General features: G+C 39.4%; 18 protein-coding genes. All 18 read left to right on the forward strand.

Annotated features, from left to right (window positions below; genetic code table 11):
• The first annotated feature begins 5 nt into the window (after window positions 1–5).
• The 18 genes from CCK98_RS09475 (at window position 6) to rplS (ending at window position 18,035) form a co-directional block, all read left to right on the forward strand.
• Window positions 6–1,688 (forward strand): DAK2 domain-containing protein, encoded by a 1,683-nt coding sequence (locus CCK98_RS09475; RefSeq protein WP_088086350.1) that lies wholly within the window; start codon window positions 6–8, stop codon window positions 1,686–1,688.
• A gap of 173 nt (window positions 1,689–1,861) precedes the next feature.
• Window positions 1,862–3,910, forward strand: a complete 2,049-nt coding sequence (gene recG, locus CCK98_RS09480; protein WP_088086351.1) for an ATP-dependent DNA helicase RecG — start codon at window positions 1,862–1,864, stop codon at window positions 3,908–3,910.
• A 141-nt stretch (window positions 3,911–4,051) separates the two neighbouring features.
• Entirely contained in the window at window positions 4,052–4,618 is a 567-nt protein-coding gene (gene fapR, locus CCK98_RS09485; protein WP_088086352.1) for a transcription factor FapR, read from the forward strand.
• Between the two features lie 15 nt (window positions 4,619–4,633).
• Window positions 4,634–5,638 (forward strand): phosphate acyltransferase PlsX, encoded by a 1,005-nt coding sequence (gene plsX, locus CCK98_RS09490; protein WP_088086353.1) that lies wholly within the window; start codon window positions 4,634–4,636, stop codon window positions 5,636–5,638.
• A gap of 12 nt (window positions 5,639–5,650) precedes the next feature.
• Window positions 5,651–6,598, forward strand: coding sequence for an ACP S-malonyltransferase (gene fabD, locus CCK98_RS09495; protein WP_088086354.1), 948 nt, complete (start codon window positions 5,651–5,653; stop codon window positions 6,596–6,598).
• Window positions 6,595–7,338: a 3-oxoacyl-[acyl-carrier-protein] reductase gene (gene fabG / locus CCK98_RS09500; protein ID WP_088086355.1), complete on the forward strand. Its 744-nt coding sequence runs from the start codon at window positions 6,595–6,597 to the stop codon at window positions 7,336–7,338. Before fabD ends, fabG begins: the two co-directional genes overlap by 4 nt.
• Window positions 7,339–7,574: 236 nt before the next feature.
• Window positions 7,575–7,808, forward strand: coding sequence for an acyl carrier protein (gene acpP / locus CCK98_RS09505; RefSeq protein WP_026566432.1), 234 nt, complete (start codon window positions 7,575–7,577; stop codon window positions 7,806–7,808).
• A gap of 170 nt (window positions 7,809–7,978) precedes the next feature.
• The gene (gene rnc / locus CCK98_RS09510) at window positions 7,979–8,719 is read left to right on the forward strand and encodes a ribonuclease III (RefSeq protein WP_088086356.1); all 741 of its coding nucleotides are present in this window, start codon (window positions 7,979–7,981) and stop codon (window positions 8,717–8,719) included.
• A 55-nt stretch (window positions 8,720–8,774) separates the two neighbouring features.
• Window positions 8,775–12,341, forward strand: a complete 3,567-nt coding sequence (gene smc / locus CCK98_RS09515; RefSeq protein WP_088086357.1) for a chromosome segregation protein SMC — start codon at window positions 8,775–8,777, stop codon at window positions 12,339–12,341.
• 18 nt (window positions 12,342–12,359) lie between these two features.
• Entirely contained in the window at window positions 12,360–13,346 is a 987-nt protein-coding gene (gene ftsY / locus CCK98_RS09520; RefSeq protein ID WP_088086358.1) for a signal recognition particle-docking protein FtsY, read from the forward strand.
• A 95-nt stretch (window positions 13,347–13,441) separates the two neighbouring features.
• Entirely contained in the window at window positions 13,442–13,774 is a 333-nt protein-coding gene (locus CCK98_RS09525) for a putative DNA-binding protein (RefSeq protein ID WP_088086359.1), read from the forward strand.
• A gap of 12 nt (window positions 13,775–13,786) precedes the next feature.
• Entirely contained in the window at window positions 13,787–15,139 is a 1,353-nt protein-coding gene (gene ffh / locus CCK98_RS09530) for a signal recognition particle protein (RefSeq protein ID WP_088086360.1), read from the forward strand.
• Window positions 15,140–15,248: 109 nt separating this feature from the next.
• Entirely contained in the window at window positions 15,249–15,521 is a 273-nt protein-coding gene (rpsP, locus tag CCK98_RS09535) for a 30S ribosomal protein S16 (RefSeq protein ID WP_088086361.1), read from the forward strand.
• A 13-nt stretch (window positions 15,522–15,534) separates the two neighbouring features.
• The gene (locus CCK98_RS09540) at window positions 15,535–15,765 is read left to right on the forward strand and encodes a KH domain-containing protein (protein WP_088086362.1); all 231 of its coding nucleotides are present in this window, start codon (window positions 15,535–15,537) and stop codon (window positions 15,763–15,765) included.
• Window positions 15,766–15,887: 122 nt separating this feature from the next.
• Window positions 15,888–16,274, forward strand: coding sequence for a YlqD family protein (locus CCK98_RS09545; protein ID WP_088086363.1), 387 nt, complete (start codon window positions 15,888–15,890; stop codon window positions 16,272–16,274).
• Between the two features lie 12 nt (window positions 16,275–16,286).
• The gene (gene rimM, locus CCK98_RS09550) at window positions 16,287–16,805 is read left to right on the forward strand and encodes a ribosome maturation factor RimM (RefSeq protein ID WP_088086364.1); all 519 of its coding nucleotides are present in this window, start codon (window positions 16,287–16,289) and stop codon (window positions 16,803–16,805) included.
• The gene (trmD, locus tag CCK98_RS09555) at window positions 16,805–17,545 is read left to right on the forward strand and encodes a tRNA (guanosine(37)-N1)-methyltransferase TrmD (RefSeq protein WP_179196011.1); all 741 of its coding nucleotides are present in this window, start codon (window positions 16,805–16,807) and stop codon (window positions 17,543–17,545) included. Before rimM ends, trmD begins: the two co-directional genes overlap by 1 nt.
• A 145-nt stretch (window positions 17,546–17,690) precedes the next feature.
• A complete protein-coding gene (rplS, locus tag CCK98_RS09560) occupies window positions 17,691–18,035 on the forward strand; it encodes a 50S ribosomal protein L19 (protein WP_026566443.1) in 345 nt (114 codons plus the stop codon).
• Window positions 18,036–18,101 lie beyond the last annotated feature (66 nt).

Consider the following 18,101-nt stretch of genomic DNA (forward strand, 5'->3'; position numbering starts at 1 on the left):
AGTTTGTGTCAATAACAGCTTTAGATGGAAAACGTTTTGCCGAGATGGTGATTCAAGGTGCAAATCATTTGGCTGCAAATGCAAAAATGGTTGATGCTCTAAACGTTTTTCCCGTGCCCGATGGTGATACTGGAACAAACATGAATTTATCAATGACATCAGGGGCGAAAGAAGTAAAAAATAATGTTCAAGAACATATAGGTAAAGTTGGAGTAGCCCTTTCTAAAGGATTGCTGATGGGGGCTCGCGGAAATTCAGGAGTGATCCTTTCACAGTTGTTCCGTGGTTTTTCTAAGGCAGTAGAAATGAGAGCGCAAATTTCAGGGAATGATTTTGCCCATGCCCTCGAGGCTGGAGTAGAAACTGCGTATAAAGCAGTTATGAAACCTGTTGAAGGAACCATTTTAACTGTTGCAAAGGATTCAGCTAAAAAGGGCGTACAAGCTGCCCAGAATTCAAATGATATTATTGTAATTATGGAAGAAGTTTTACAAGAAGCAAAAGCTTCATTAAAGCGCACTCCTGATCTGCTTCCGGTGTTAAAGGAAGTCGGTGTTGTCGATAGTGGCGGACAAGGTCTTGTGTTTGTTTACGAAGGATTTCTTGCGGTCCTAAAAGGCGAAAAACTTCCCGATACACCTTCTGCATCTCTTTCTATGGATGAATTGGTTAATACTGAACACCACAAAAATGTCCAGGGACATATTAACACGGCAGATATTGAATTTGGATACTGCACCGAATTTATGGTTCGCTTTGAACAGGAAAAGACAGCCAAGCATCCTTTCAGTGAAGGGGTTTTCCGAAATGACCTCAGCAAATTAGGTGATTCTTTATTAGTCATAGCGGATGAAGACGTTGTAAAAGTCCATATACATTCCGAACAGCCTGGCGAAGTACTAAGCTACGGGCAAAAGTACGGAAATTTAATAAATATGAAGATTGAAAACATGCGTCAACAACATACCAATATTGTTGGTGAAACACATATTGCACCCGTTGCTGTACAACAGAAGCCGCCAAAAGAGCAGCAAGAATACGGAATTGTAGCGGTTTCCATGGGAGCAGGTATTGCAGATTTATTTAGAAGTATTGGCGCCCATGCCGTAATAGAAGGCGGGCAAACGATGAATCCAAGTACAGAGGATATCGTGAAGGCTGTTAAGGAAGTTAATGCTAAAAAGGTATTTATTTTACCTAATAATAAAAACATTATTATGGCAGCCCAGCAGGCAGCCGATGTGGCAGAAGAAGATATTTATGTCATACCATCCAAAACTGTCCCTCAAGGACTTTCAGCTCTTTTAGCATTTAATCCGTCAGCGGAACTTCACGCCAATGAGTCTGCAATGAATGATGCCCTAAAACACGTAAAGACTGGTCAAATAACCTTCGCTGTACGAGATACCCAGATTGATGGTTTAGAAATCGAGAAAGATGATTTTATGGGTATTGCTGAAGGGAAAATTGTGGTAAAGAACAAGAACAAAGGAAAAGTAGCTGAAGAATTACTTTCACAAATGCTCGCGGACGATTCAGAAATCTTGACTATCATTTATGGGGAAGACGTTAGCGAAGAAGAAGTAAATCAACTGACACAGTTTGTGGAAGAGACTTATGAAAATGTAGAAGTAGAAATCCATAACGGCGGGCAACCGTTGTATTCATTTATCTTTTCAATTGAATAATGAACCGCTAAAATAGAAGGGGAGTTCCCTTCTTTTTTTTGTAGCAATGTTGATTGGAGCGGAAATCAACAGGTATGTATAACACAGCCTGTTTTGTAAAAAAGAAGTTAGAAAAAGTATATTAAAACAATATTAATAGATAAAACAGCGCTTAGTGGGGGAGTCGTGTAATAGTGAATCCACATCTTAATCAATCAATAACTGTCATTAAGGGAATTGGTGAAGAGACTGCTGAGATTTTTTCAGAAATGAAAATCTTTACGATACAAGATTTATTGGAATATTTTCCTTATCGTTATGAAGATTATCGCCTTCGTGAAATAACAGAGGTACAGCATGATGAGAAAGTAACAGTGGAAGGGAAGGTTCATAGCGAGCCTTCTCTTGTCTATTATGGAAGGAAGAAATCCAAACTAATGATCCGACTTTTCGTTGGTTCTCATTTAATCAAAGTAGTTTTTTTTAACCAACCCTATTTGAAAAATAAAATCATTATTAATGAAACGATAACGGTCACAGGGAAATGGGATGCCCATCGGCAAACGATCACTGCAAATGAAATGCAGTCAGGCACAAACGCCAAGACAAAGGATTTTGAGCCTGTATACTCATTAAGAGGGAAATTAACGACAAAGGGAATACGAAAATTTATCAGCATTGCTTTCCAGCAATATGGACACTTTATTGAAGAAACACTGCCAGCAACATTCTTAAAAAAGTATCGCCTTCTTGATAGACAGAGTGCGATTGAAGCAATGCACTTTCCGAGCAGCCAAGAGGATGTGAAACAGGCACGAAGGCGCATTGTTTATGAAGAATTTCTTATGTTTCAACTAAAAATGCAGGCCTTAAGGAAATTTGAACGGGAACATTCCCCAGGAATTTGCCAAAACTATAACGTTACTCAGGTAGAGGGTTTTATCAATAGTCTTCCATTTCCGTTAACAAATGCTCAAACACGGGTTGTCAATGAATTGTTAGCGGAACTAAAATCACCCCTGCGTATGAATCGATTGTTGCAAGGGGATGTTGGTTCGGGGAAAACTGTAGTGGCTGCAATTGGTTTATATGCCAGTGTAACAGCAGGTTACCAAGGTGCTCTAATGGTACCAACAGAAATTTTAGCAGAGCAGCATGCACAAAGCTTAAAAAGCATGCTAGAACCATTTGATGTCAGGTGCGAGCTTTTAACGAGTTCTATTAAGGGTAAACGGAGAAAGGAAATCCTTCATGAACTGGCAGAAGGGAACGTGGATCTATTAATTGGTACGCACGCCCTCATACAGGATGAGGTCACCTTCAAAAGACTCGGTTTTGTTATTACCGATGAACAGCATCGATTTGGGGTCGAGCAGCGAAGAGTGCTCAGGGAAAAAGGCGAGAATCCTGACGTTTTGTTTATGACAGCGACACCGATTCCTCGAACGCTTGCAATCACTGTGTTTGGTGAAATGGATGTTTCCATTATTGACGAGATGCCAGCTGGCCGAAAATCAATTGAAACTTACTGGGCAAAGCCGGAAATGCTTGAGCGTGTACTTGCCTTTGTTGAAAAAGAATTACAAAAAGGACACCAAGCCTATGTAATTTGCCCGCTTATTGAAGAATCCGAAAAGCTTGATGTCCAAAACGCTATTGATGTATTTACTACTCTAAGTCACTACTTTCAAAACCGTTATAAAGCGGGCCTTATGCACGGGCGCTTAAGTTCGGAAGAAAAAGACTCCGTAATGAAGTCGTTTAGTACCAACGAAGTACAGGTGCTTGTCTCAACTACAGTTGTTGAGGTCGGTGTTAATGTACCAAATGCGACTATGATGGTTATTTATGATGCTGAAAGATTTGGCCTGTCTCAGCTTCACCAGCTGCGTGGACGTGTTGGACGTGGCAGCGATCAATCCTACTGTATTTTGCTTGCTAGTCCTAAATCAGAAGTGGGCCAAGAAAGAATGCGGATCATGACAGAAACAAACGATGGATTTGTTCTAAGTGAAAAGGATTTAGAACTCAGAGGTCCTGGAGACTTTTTTGGCAGAAAACAAAGCGGTGTTCCTGAATTTAAGGTTGCAGATATGGTTCATGATTATCGGGCACTAGAAACAGCGAGAAGTGATGCGATGATGCTTATCCAATCAAAAACCTTTTGGACAGCGGAAGAATATCAATTTTTAAGAAAAATGCTTGAAGAATCAGGTGTATTAGAAGGGGAAAAGCTTGATTAATAAAGTTTTTTTCCCATTAAATGAATTCCAGAATAAAAAAACAGATGCTATGTATAAAAAACAAACTCTTGCAATCTGCTATTTCAAATTTTATACTACTATTAGTACCTAGTCATAAGATCTCGGACGGTGTAAAAATTCATGAGAAAAAGTAAAAAAGAGCGCCAGCAATTGTTAACCTCTACAATAAAAGATAATCCATTTATTACTGATGAAGATTTAGCAGAAAAATTCCAAGTAAGTGTACAAACAATCCGTCTTGATCGGTTAGAGTTATCAATCCCGGAATTAAGGGAACGAATTAAGACTGTTGCTGAAAAACGATTTGATGATGAGGTTCGCTCCCTTCCGCTTGAAGAAGTCATTGGTGAAATTATTCATATAGAATTGGATCAAAATGCCATTTCGATTTTTGATGTAAAAAAAGAACATGTGTTTATTCGTAATAACATTGCCCGTGGCCATCATGTTTTCGCACAGGCAAATTCCCTAGCAGTAGCCGTCATTAACGATGAATTGGCGTTGACAGCAAAGGCGAATATTCAATTTAAGCGTTTGGTAAAATTAAATGAGCGTGTCATAGCCAAGGCAAGAGTAACAAAAATCGATGGGAACTTAGGCAGAACAAGTGTCGAAGTGACAAGTTTTGTAAATAATGAACTTGTTTTTACCGGAGAATTTGAAATGTACCGTTCGAAAAATCGGTAAAGGATGAGGAAAAAAATGAACCTAGCAATTGATGCAATGGGCGGCGACAATGCTCCAAAGGAAATCGTTTTAGGCGCACTAAAAGCTGTACAAGCATTTTCTGATATACATATTACCCTTGTCGGGGATGAAAATAAAATTAAAGAAACGTTAACTGATCATGAACGGATTTCTGTTATACATACAACCGAAGTGATTCTCGGAACAGACGAGCCTGTAAAAGCAGTTCGCCGCAAAAAGAATGCTTCCATGGTACTAGCGGCCCAGCAGGTAGCAGATGGTTTGGCAGATGCGTGTATCTCTGCAGGAAATACAGGTGCCTTAGTCGCGGCAGGCCTTTTTGTGGTTGGCAGGGTAACTGGGATACACCGTCCGGCCTTAGCACCAACACTTCCGACCATTGGCGGTGAAGGCTTCCTTTTACTAGATGTCGGGGCCAATGCAGAGGCCAAACCAGAGCATCTATTGCAATATGCATTGATGGGTTCCATTTATAGTGCAAAAGTAAGAGGAATTACACAACCAAGAGTGGGTCTATTAAATATTGGCACAGAGGAAAAGAAAGGGAATGAACTTACCAAGCAGGCCTTTGAACTATTAAAAACGGCTAATATCAATTTTGTCGGTAATGTGGAAGCAAGAGATTTACTTGATGGTGCAGCTGACGTAGTTGTTACCGATGGATTTACGGGTAACATGGTGCTAAAGTCGATTGAAGGAACGGCACTCTCCATGTTTAAAATGTTAAAAACGGCTTTAATGAGCAGTTTTACAAGTAAACTAGCTGCCGCTGTGTTAAAACCGAATCTTAAAACTTTAAAGAATACAATGGATTATTCCGAATATGGCGGTGCTGCACTGTTTGGTTTAAATGCACCTGTAATTAAGGCTCACGGATCTTCGAATGGGCAAGCTATTTTTAGCGCCATCCGGCAAACGAGGGAAATGGTAAGTAACGATGTTGTTGGATCAATTAAAATTTCAACAGAAGAAGCGAGTATTGCCAAAGTAGAACGGTAAAGGAGTATTGAAATGAAGAAAATAGCATTTGTGTTTCCAGGTCAAGGGTCACAAGCCGTAGGAATGGGGAAAGAGTTAGCAGAGAAACACTCCGAGGTAATGGATTATTTTAAGAGAGCAGATGAAAAGCTAAACACTCAATTGAGTAAACTTATATTTGAGGGACCAAAAGAAGAATTGACAATTACCTATAATACACAGCCAGCCCTTTTAACAACAAGTATTGCTATATTGGAATACTTCCAAAAATCTGGGATTAAAGCTGATTTTGTTGCTGGTCACAGTTTAGGTGAATATACGGCCCTTGTTGCAGCGGGCACCTTTACTTTCGAAGAAGGGGTGTATGCTGTTAGAAAACGAGGCGAGTTTATGGAAAGTGCTGTCCCTAATGGGGAAGGATCGATGGCGGCTGTGCTGGGTCTTGATCGCGCTCCGCTATCAAATGTGACGTCAGAAATCAGTGATGCTGGTTTTCCTGTGTCTTTAGCAAATTTAAACTGCCCAGGTCAGATTGTAATTTCAGGTTTGAAAAAAGGGGTAGAACTTGCAGCCGTGAAAGCGAAAGAAGCAGGGGCAAAAAGAGTGCTTCCATTAGATGTAAGCGGTCCTTTTCATTCCGTGTTAATGAAGCCAGCAGCAGTTCAATTGCGTGAAGTATTGGACGATATTGAAATGAGGGATGCTAGGATCCCAATCGTGGTAAACGTTTCTGCCGAACCAATCAGTTCTGCCTCAGTAATTAAGGATAAGTTAATTGAACAACTTTATTCCCCGGTACAATGGGAAGACTCCGTAAGAAAAATGATTGATTTGGGTGTCGATACTTTCATTGAAGTGGGTTCTGGGAAAGTTTTATCAGGCTTAATCAAAAAAATTGATAAAACAGTGTCAACGTATTCTGTATCGGACGAGGAAAGCGCACAAGCTGTAATAGATGCGTTAAAGGAGGAAAGACTATGAATCTTGAAGGAAAAGCAGCCCTTGTAACAGGTGCATCAAGAGGTATTGGCAGAGAAATCGCTCTTGAACTTGCACGACAAGGAGCAAATGTGGCGGTTAATTTTTCCGGCAGTGAAGCCAAAGCAAATGAGGTTGTTGATGAAATAAAGGCACTTGGGAGAGAGGCATTCGCTGTAAAATGTGATGTTTCAAACTCAGGAGAAGTTGCAGAAATGGTTAAGGGAACGATAGACCGCTTTGGGAAACTTGACATTCTCGTCAATAATGCGGGTATTACCAGAGATAATTTATTAATGAGAATGAAAGAAGAAGAATGGGACGACGTTATTAATATCAATCTTAAAGGTGTCTTCCTGTGTACAAAAGCAGTAACAAGACAAATGATGAAGCAACGGGTAGGACGCATCATTAATATTGCATCGATTGTTGGTGTAAGTGGGAATCCGGGACAGGCAAACTACGTGGCGGCAAAAGCTGGGGTCATTGGTTTAACAAAAACAACGGCTAAAGAGCTGGCATCTCGCAATATTACCGTAAATGCCATTGCACCTGGCTTCATCACAACGGATATGACCGATAAATTACCTGAAGATGTAAAAACAGAAATGTTAAAACTGATTCCTTTAGCAAGATTAGGAGAGCCTAAAGACATCGCCAAAATCACCGCATTCCTTGCTTCTGATGATTCTGCCTATATGACAGGGCAGACGCTTCATATTGATGGCGGCATGGTAATGTAATCAGAAAAGCACGCTTCCTTTGCGCGGCGTATGGACTGGAGCGCTCCAACTGAGATAAAGGAAACACGGAGCTGCACAAGATTCGATGTTGACTTATCGTAGGGTTGAGAGCGAAGACCACTAGCCGTTGGGCGCTGGAGCTAGACAGTAATAAAAGTTCAAAGCAATTTTAATAAAAACTTAGTGTATTATTTTGTTGAAATACTCTATAATAGCTTGAGGGGAGGTGAACAGGCATGGCAGAGGTATTAGAACGTGTAACAAAAATCATCGTTGACCGCTTAGGCGTGGATGAATCTCAAGTTAAACTTGAAGCTTCATTTAAAGATGATCTTGGAGCTGATTCCCTTGACGTAGTTGAACTAGTTATGGAATTAGAAGATGAGTTCGATATGGAAATTTCTGACGATGATGCTGAAAAAATTAGCACAGTTGGTGACGCTGTTAATTACATACAAAGCACAAAGTAATCGTTGGATTTATTCACAAAAGCTCCGTTTTCAAACGGAGCTTTATTCTGTAAAATAGAACTTGGCTTCCAACTGTGATGCCAAGTTTCTTTGCGTTTTGCTAAATACTTTTTTTAAACTTATACTTGAGTGGTGTGTAAATTATTTAATGCAAGGTGGAGACGTTTTATATGCGCAGAAATAATAATGAAAAAGATTTAAATAATCGCGCAAAAGAAAATCTATTTAAGGGTTTTCAAAATACGATTGGTATTACGATTGAAAACGAGAAATTATTAAAACAAGCTTTTACTCATTCATCTTATGTGAATGAGCATCGAAGAAAGCCTTTTGAAGATAATGAGAGGCTTGAGTTTTTAGGAGATGCCGTTCTTGAGTTAACTGTTTCACAATTCCTATACAAAAAATATCCTACGATGACAGAGGGAGAATTAACGAAACTTCGGGCTGCAATTGTTTGCGAGCCATCTCTTGTATCATTTGCCAACGAACTGAATTTCGGAAAATTAGTTTTGTTGGGTAAAGGGGAAGAGATGACAGGCGGAAGAGAGCGTCCCGCCTTACTAGCAGATGTTTTTGAGGCGTTCATTGGAGCTCTTTATTTAGACCAAGGAATTGAAACAGTCATTAAATTTCTCGAGAAAATAGTTTTTCCTAAAATTAATGCCGGTGCTTTTTCTCATGTGATGGATTATAAAAGCCAGCTACAGGAACTCATTCAACGGGATGGGACAGGCGCTATTGAATATCGCGTCCTTCAAGAAATTGGGCCTGCCCATAATAAAGAATTTGTATCGAAAGTTTCGTTGAATGGCAAGGAATTAGGTGTAGGTACGGGGAAATCAAAGAAGGAAGCCGAACAACATGCCGCCCAAATGGCTCTCGACATATTAAGGGAAAAAACAACTTAGAAATGACAAAATGTTTGCAAGTAGTCCAGCTTGCCTGCATGGGGAGGATTAAGAAATGTTTTTAAAACGGTTGGACATTATTGGATTTAAGTCCTTCGCTGATCGCATTGGAGTTGATTTTGTTCCAGGAGTAACGGCTGTGGTAGGTCCAAATGGCAGTGGGAAAAGTAATATTACCGACGCTATTCGTTGGGTATTGGGTGAACAGTCGGCCAAATCGCTTAGAGGCAGTAAAATGGAAGATATTATTTTTGGGGGAAGCGATACCAGAAAACCCCTAAATTTTGCTGAAGTAACCTTAACCTTGGATAATCAGGATCAAGGCGTGTCACTTGATTATAACGAAGTAAGTGTCACAAGGAGAGTATCCCGTTCAGGTGACAGTGAATTCTTGATAAATAAGCAACAGTGTCGACTTAAAGATATTATCGACTTATTCATGGATTCTGGGCTGGGAAGAGAAGCATTTTCGATTATCAGCCAAGGAAAAGTGGAAGAAATCTTAAATAGTAAAGCAGAAGAACGAAGAACCATATTTGATGAGGCAGCTGGAGTACTTAAGTATAAACATCGAAAGAAAAAAGCAGAAGTAAAACTGTTTGAAACACAAGACAACTTAAACCGTGTAAATGATATTTTACACGAACTTGAAAGCCAAGTAGAACCATTAAAAATTCAGGCCTCAATGGCAAAAGATTTTCTGGAGAAGAAAGAGGAACTTGAAAAATTTGAAGTTGCCTTAACAGTGTATGAAATTGAAGATCTTCATCAAAAATGGGAGGGCCTTTCCAAGCTGTTGAACGAACATCAGGAGGAAGAACTTAAAATCTCTTCTGAATTGCAAGTAAAGGAAGCAAAAATAGTTGAAAAAAGAGATCAAATGACAGCATTTGATGAGTCTATCACCGACCTACAGAATGTTCTTCTTCATGCTACAGAGGAGTTAGAAAAACTGGAAGGCCGAAAAGAAGTCTTAAAGGAACGAAAGAAAAATGCTTCACAAAATAAAGAACAGCTTCAAACGAACATTTCGGAACTAACGGAAAAGATTAGCCAGCTAGAAATGAATCGCGACATCCTTTCAATGTCTGCCGAGGATCTTGGTAAGCAGGTTACCCAATTACAAGCTCAATTAAAGGGAAAACAGGCGAAACTGCAGTTATTTACCGAAAATATTGAAGATAAAATAGAGAGTTTAAAAAGTGAATATATCGAATGGCTAAACGATCAAGCGGGCGCAAAAAATGAAATAAAATACATTGAACAGCAACTGGAACAGCAGGACAGAAGAAGTTCACGACTTGATGTTGAGAATGACAAGTTTATTGAAGAACGGCAAATTGCAAAGGATAAAAAAGCAACTATCCAATCAGCATTAGACGAAGTACAACAAAAAATAGAAGATCAAGTAGGAGCTTTTCGAGAAAAGCAGCATAAGCTTGAAACCACAAGAAATAATTATCAAAAACAAGAAAAGACACTCTATCAGGCTTACCAAATTCTCCAACAGGCAAAGTCCAGAAAAGAAATGCTCGAAGAAATGGAAGAAGATTATTCAGGCTTTTTTCAGGGAGTAAAAGAAATCCTTAAAGCACGTGGGAAAAACCTAAAGGGAATTGAGGGAGCCGTTGCCGAGCTTGTGACTGTTCCGAAACAGTATGAAACTGCCTTAGAAACAGCTTTTGGCGGGGCTTTGCAGCATATCGTCGTTGATAATGAACAAAATGGGCGGACAGCAATTCAATATTTGAAACAGAATTCTTTTGGCCGTGCAACCTTCTTACCATTAAGTGTCATTAAGGGAAGACCGTTGTCTTTCGCGCAAATAGCTTCCATCCAAAATCATTCATCCTTTATTGGAACAGCCGTAAGTCTAGTTAAATTTGATCAAAAGTACTCGGAGGTTATGAGTAGTCTGCTTGGGAATGTTGTCATTACAAAAGACTTAAAAGGCGCCAATGAATTAGCGAAAATTCTTCAATACCGCTGCCGAATGGTAACGATTGATGGTGATATCGTTAATCCTGGCGGTTCAATGACAGGTGGTGCTATTAAACAAAAAAACTCATCCTTATTAACTCGTAAAGGAGAACTTGAGGAATTAAAAGAGAAATTAGTTGTGATGGATGACAAAACCACCTATCTAGAACAACTTGTAAAGTCATTAAAAGAAGACGTTCATCGTACAGAAAAACAACTTGAAGAAATGCGCAAAGATGGCGAAGAGTTGAGATTAAATGAACTTTCATTGAAGGGTGACCTTCGCCAAGCAGAGCTCGAAGAAAAAAATATCAATGAACGTTTAGCTATTTATGACCTTGAAAAAGGGCAATTTTCTGATGAGAAAACAACCTTAACAAATAGAAAAAAAGAATTAGCCATTGCAATGGAGACATACAAAACAACGATAGATAAGCTTGAGGCGCAAATAGCGAAGCTTACCGAACAAAAGTCGAGTGATTTGACCTCGAAAGAGACTCTAACTATTGAAATAAATGATTTAAAAGTAGCGTTTGCTTCTAAAAATGAACAGTATATGAGCACAAAAGAACGGTTGACACTTCTGCAAGCAGATTTAGAAGAGAGTGAACAAAAGAATGCTCTTTATACAGAAGATCTTAATCTGTTAAGTTCGGAAATGACAAACAGTTCATCAGGTGAAGAACAGTTAGAAACAGCTGCAATTAGAAAACAACAGGATAAAGAAGCAGCATTACAGTTAATTACGGTTAGAAGAGAAGAACGATTGTCCTTAAAGTCGGCCTTAGAAGACTTAGAATTGGAAGTTAAAGAACTAAAAAGACTCCACCGAGGAATGATTGTTGTTTTAAAAGACGAGGAAGTAAAAATCAACCGCTTGGATGTCGATCTTGAAAACCGTTTTGCACGGTTAAGAGAAGAATATCTTTTATCGTTTGAAGGTGCGAAGGTACAATATCCATTAACGATATCGATTGAAGAAGCGAGAAAAAAGGTCAAACTTATCAAACTGGCCATTGAAGAACTTGGTAATGTCAACATTGGTGCGATTGAAGAGTATGAGCGTGTCTCAGAACGGTATGAGTTCCTTAATGAACAGAAGAACGATCTCCAGGAAGCTAAAGAAACCCTTTATATGGTTATTGACGAAATGGATGAAGAAATGAAGAAACGCTTTGAACAGACCTTTAATGGAATTCGTGAACATTTTGAGCCGGTTTTTAGAACCCTTTTTGGTGGTGGGAGAGCCGACCTCGTTCTAACTGTCCCAGGTGATTTGTTAAATACAGGTGTCGAAATTGTTGCTCAGCCACCAGGTAAAAAACTGCAAAATTTAGGTTTATTATCAGGTGGTGAACGTGCATTAACTGCGATTGCGCTTCTTTTTTCTATTTTAAAGGTACGGCCTGTTCCGTTCTGTATCCTTGATGAGGTAGAAGCAGCATTGGATGAAGCCAATGTCCAACGCTTCAGCCAATATTTAAAACGATATAGTAAGGAGACGCAATTTATTGTAATTACCCACCGCAAAGGAACAATGGAGGAAGCAGATGTGCTTTACGGGGTAACTATGCAAGAATCAGGTGTTTCAAAGCTTGTATCTGTTCGCTTAGAGGAAACAAAAGAGCTTGTTGAATCTTAAAATTAGGAAGTGAAAAAAATGAGTTTTTTTAAAAAATTAAAAGAAAAAATGACAAAATCCACGGATACAGTGACAGAGAAGTTTAAAGAAGGTCTTACAAAAACAAGGGATAATTTCTCAGGAAAAGTTAACGACCTTGTTGCTAGGTACCGTAAAGTAGATGAAGACTTTTTTGAAGAATTAGAAGAAATCATGATCCAGGCTGATGTAGGCTTTGATACAGTGATGAAACTGATTGAAGAGTTGAAAATGGAAGTTAAACGCCGGAACATCCAAGACCCACAGGAAGTACAAAGTGTAATATCCGAGAAGTTGGTTGATATCTACAATGCGGGTGAAGAACAATCCTCAAAATTAAATATTCAAGAGGACGGGCTGACAGTCATTCTATTTGTTGGAGTTAATGGGGTTGGAAAAACAACAACAATCGGTAAGCTTGGGTTCAAGTTTAAGAAAGAAGGAAAGAAAGTACTATTAGCAGCAGGAGATACTTTCCGTGCTGGTGCAATTGAACAACTTGAAGTCTGGGGAGAAAGAGTCGGCGTCGATGTTATTAAGCAATCGGAAGGGTCGGACCCTGCCGCGGTTATGTACGATGCCATACAGGCAGCTAAATCTCGGAAAACAGATATTTTGTTATGTGATACAGCTGGCCGCTTGCAAAACAAAGTAAATTTAATGAAGGAGCTTGAAAAGGTAAAACGTGTGATAGAAAAAGAAATTCCCGGGGCCCCTCATGAAGTAATTTTAGTCCTTGACGCAACAACTGGTCAAAACGCCCTGATCCAGGCAAAAACCTTTAAAGAAGTGACAAATGTTAGTGGAATTGTTCTTTCAAAATTAGACGGAACGGCAAAAGGCGGAATCGTCCTTGCCATCCGCAATGAATTAAAAATTCCTGTGAAATTTGTTGGTCTTGGCGAAAAAATGGATGACCTTCAAGAATTTGATGCGGAAAAATATGTGTATGGTTTATTTGCAGATGAAGTGGAAAAAGCAGATTAATGTATGTAAAGGTATTATCTTGACAGATAATCTCTGACCTTGTAAACTACTTATGTAAAGGCTTTTCACTTAACATGCGCATTGGAGGGGATTGCATGCTTGAAAAGACGACACGAATGAACTATCTTTATGACTTTTACCATTCGTTGTTAACCCCAAAGCAGCAAAGCTATATGTCTCTCTATTATCTAGATGATTACTCTTTAGGAGAAATAGCCGAAGAGTATGATGTAAGCCGCCAAGCCGTTTATGATAATATCAAGCGGACGGAGGCAATGCTCGAGGAGTATGAGGAAAAGCTGCTATTATTTCAGAAATTTCAAGGGCGCAGCAAACTTTTAAGAAATGTAAAAGAATTGCTCAATGAGGATCACCCTTCAAAGCAGGCAATGTTAGAAGCTGTTGCCGAGTTGGAGAATTTAGATTAGGAGGCGGCATGAATGGCATTTGAAGGATTAGCCGACCGACTGCAAAATACAATTCAAAAAATCCGCGGAAAAGGGAAAGTTTCAGAAGCGGATGTAAAAGAAATGATGCGTGAAGTACGTCTAGCTTTACTAGAAGCAGACGTAAACTTCAAGGTTGTTAAAGATTTTGTGAAAAAGGTCAGTGAACGTGCCGTTGGGCAGGAAGTACTGAAAAGCTTAACACCTGGACAGCAAATTATTAAAATCGTTAATGAAGAATTGACGGAATTAATGGGTGGAGAACAAAGCAAAATCGCCGTGTCTAATCGTCCGCCAACGGTCATTATGATGGTCGGGTTACAGGGTGCTGGTAAAACAACAACATCCGGAAAGCTTGCCAACTTGCTTCGCAAAAAGTATAACCGTAAGCCATTGCTTGTTGCTGCAGATATTTATCGGCCTGCTGCGATCAAGCAACTTGAAACGCTAGGAAAGCAATTAGACATGCCAGTTTTCTCACTTGGTGATCAAGTAAGCCCTGTCGAAATTGCAAGGCAAGCCATTGCGAAAGCAAAAGAAGAGCATCATGACTATGTCCTTATTGATACCGCCGGCCGACTTCATGTTGATGAAGCATTAATGGGTGAGTTAAAGGACATTAAGGAACTGACTAAACCTGATGAAATCTTCCTAGTCGTTGATGCCATGACAGGTCAAGACGCAGTCAATGTGGCCCAAAGCTTTAACGAACAGCTCGGATTAACTGGGGTTGTGTTAACAAAGCTGGATGGTGATACCAGAGGCGGGGCGGCACTTTCAATCCGGGCAGTAACGCAAACACCAATTAAATTTGTCGGTCTAGGCGAGAAGTTAGATGCACTTGAACCTTTTCACCCTGAACGTATGGCATCTAGAATCCTTGGTATGGGTGACGTGCTGACTTTGATTGAGAAGGCACAAGCCAATGTTGATGAAGAAAAGGCTAAAGAGTTGGAACAAAAAATGCGGACAGCTACGTTTACGCTTGAGGATTTTTTGGATCAGCTTGGTCAGGTTCGTAATTTAGGACCGCTTGATGAACTATTAAAGATGATGCCTGGTGCAAATAAGATTAAAGGGTTAAATAATCTTCAAATTGATGAAAAGCAAATTGCTCATGTTGAGGCAATCATCCGTTCAATGACGACTCTTGAAAAAAATAATCCAGAAATCTTGAACGCCAAACGAAAAAACCGAATTGCTAAAGGCAGCGGTCGTTCTGTAACTGAAGTAAACCGTTTGTTGAAACAGTTTGAAGATATGAAAAAAATGATGAAACAAATGACTGGAATGCAGGCAAAAGGTAAGAAAAAAGGTGGATTTAAACTTCCTTTCAAGCCGTTTTAAGCTGTAGAAAATTGGTAATACTGTATGTAAAGAAAAAACACTTTACAAACTATAAAAGAATTGATATTATACTATCTTGTGTGAAACTATTCGGAGGTGCTTATTTAAAATGGCAGTAAAAATTCGTTTAAAACGTATGGGAGCAAACAAAACTCCTTTCTATCGTATCGTAGTAGCAGATTCTCGTTCACCACGTGATGGACGTTACATTGAGGTTGTAGGAACTTACAATCCAGTTGCGCAACCAGCTAAAGTTGACATCAACGAAGAATTAGCTCTTAAATGGTTACAAGACGGTGCTAAACCATCTGATACAGTACGTAACCTTTTCTCTAATCAAGGCATCATGGAAAAATTCCATAATGCAAAATTAAGTAAGTAACTCAGGGACGACGATGAAGCAATTAGTCGAAACGATTGTTAAGCCCCTAGTTGATTTTCCAGAAGACGTTCGTGTGGATGTCGTGGAAGACGACAACCGTGTAACCTATCAGTTATTTGTTAATAAAACAGATATGGGAAAAGTTATCGGTAAGCAGGGGCGCGTTGCAAAGGCCATTAGAACTGTTGTTTATGCAGCAGGATCATCACAACAAAAGAAAATTTTTCTAGAAATTGGTGAATAGCTTTTTGCATCTAGATAAAAGGGAGGAATTATTTCCTCCCTTTTTTGCTATAAGAAAAGCGGAGCCGCTGGGCGCTGGAGCTAGACAGTTCTCAAAGTTCAATGAACGAGGGAGGCATTTCTTTGCAAATCATTCAAACTGTTGTGGTAAAACAAATTCTAACGGAAAATAGTAAGAAAAGATTATTTGACCAATACGAGGCACAAAAGCTGCAGTACCAAAGGGAGATTAGTCAGCTTCAATTTGAGCTGAAGCGTTTGGAAAAAACCAAGGGATATTCCCCTGGAGCGTTAAAGAATCATTTTGAAAAAGAAATCAATAAACGTTTGGAAAAAGAAAAGCTTATTGAGTTTCAAATCGAACAATTACATATGCTGCCATTAGGCAGTGAGTTAAAGGAAAAGGAAGTACAAGCCCTCGTTGAAATTAAGATAGGTGACATATGGGACGGGCGGATTGGGCAACCTACAATTATCATAAAAGACGGAATAATAGAAGATATTCGCTAGAGGTGTAAAGATATGGAAAAATGGTTTAATGTCGGAAAAATTGTAAACACACAGGGGCTAAAGGGTGAAGTCCGAGTTATATCAAAGACTGACTTCCCTGAGAAACGCTATAAGGCAGGAAATGTATTATATTTGTTTATGCCTAATTCTAGTTCGCCGATTGAACTAACAGTTAAAAGCCGCCGAACCCATAAAAATTTTGAATTACTAACATTTGAAGGTTATAACAATATCAATGAAGTAGAAAAATTTAGGGATGGAATTCTAAAAGTACCTGAAACACAGCTTGGTACATTAAATGAGGATGAATTTTATTACCATGAGATTATTGGATGCCTTGTTGCTACAACAAAAGGCGAGGAGCTTGGAAAAGTTTCTGAAATTCTATCTCCTGGTGCCAATGACGTTTGGGTGGTTAAAGGTAAAGGCGGCAAAGAAATACTAATCCCTTATATCCATGATGTGGTCAAGAAAGTAGATGTGAAAGAAAAAGTCATACTAATCGATCCAATCGAAGGGTTACTTTCATGATGCAAATAGATATTCTCACCTTATTTCCGGAGATGTTTACCGGGGTACTGGGACAATCGATTTTGCAAAAGGCTGCTGAGAAATCTGCGGTCAACTATAACGTCGTCAATTTTCGCGGGTTTGCTGATAATAAACATTCAACTGTTGATGATTATCCTTACGGCGGCGGAGCTGGTATGGTATTAAAACCGCAGCCCATTTTTGATGCTGTAACAGTCCTCAAGGAAAAAGCAAAAAGTACGAATCCACGGGTGATTCTTCTTTGTCCGCAGGGTGAACGATATGAGCAGCGGAAAGCGGAGGAATTGGCAAAGGAAGAGCATTTGATTTTTATCTGTGGGCATTACGAGGGTTATGACGAACGAATTCGTGAACATGTAGTAACAGATGAAATCTCAATTGGTGATTATGTCTTAACTGGCGGTGAACTTGGTGCGATGGTTATCGTTGATAGTGTAGTCCGACTCTTACCAGAAGTGCTGGGAAATCAAGAATCTCATATGAAGGACTCTTTCAGCACAGGACTGCTTGAGCATCCTCACTACACAAGACCTGCTGATTTCCGGGGACTGAAGGTTCCAGAAGTTCTATTATCAGGTAATCATAAATTAATAGAAGAATGGCGTAATAAAGAAGCGTTACGTCGAACAATATTAAGACGTCCAGACCTACTTGAGAAAATAGAATTGACTAATGAACAGGAAAAATGGCTTAAAGAAGTAAAAAAAGAATACGAGTAGTATTGCGCGAGTTTAGCAATTATGTTATGATACTACTTGTGACTTGAGCTGATACGAATCAGATTGTGGTCTTATAACGATGTTCCGCTGCAATATAATTAAGAGTTTGATGTGCATGAGCGTCTGTTGGAAGGAGTTGAAAACGATGCAAAAATTGATTGAAGAAATCACAAAAGAACAACTTCGTACTGATCTTCCTGCTTTCCGTCCTGGTGACACTGTACGTGTACACGTTAAAGTTGTCGAGGGTACTCGTGAGCGTATTCAGTTATTTGAAGGTGTTGTAATTAAGCGTCGTGGTGGTGGAATTAGCGAAACTTTTACCGTTCGTAAAATTTCTTACGGAGTAGGCGTTGAGCGTACTTTCCCAGTACACACACCAAAAATTGCGAAGCTAGAAGTACTTCGTCGCGGTAAAGTTCGCCGTGCTAAGCTTTACTACTTGCGTAACCTTCGTGGTAAAAAAGCAAGAATTAAAGAGATTCGATAATATGAAAAGAAAAAGAGCTTGCTCGGGAGCAGGCTCTTTTTTTTATATTATCAATTTGATGCCCTT

The sequence above is a fragment of the Bacillus sp. OV166 genome, assembly GCF_900177675.1.
In the GTDB taxonomy this organism is placed as follows: domain Bacteria; phylum Bacillota; class Bacilli; order Bacillales; family Cytobacillaceae; genus Neobacillus.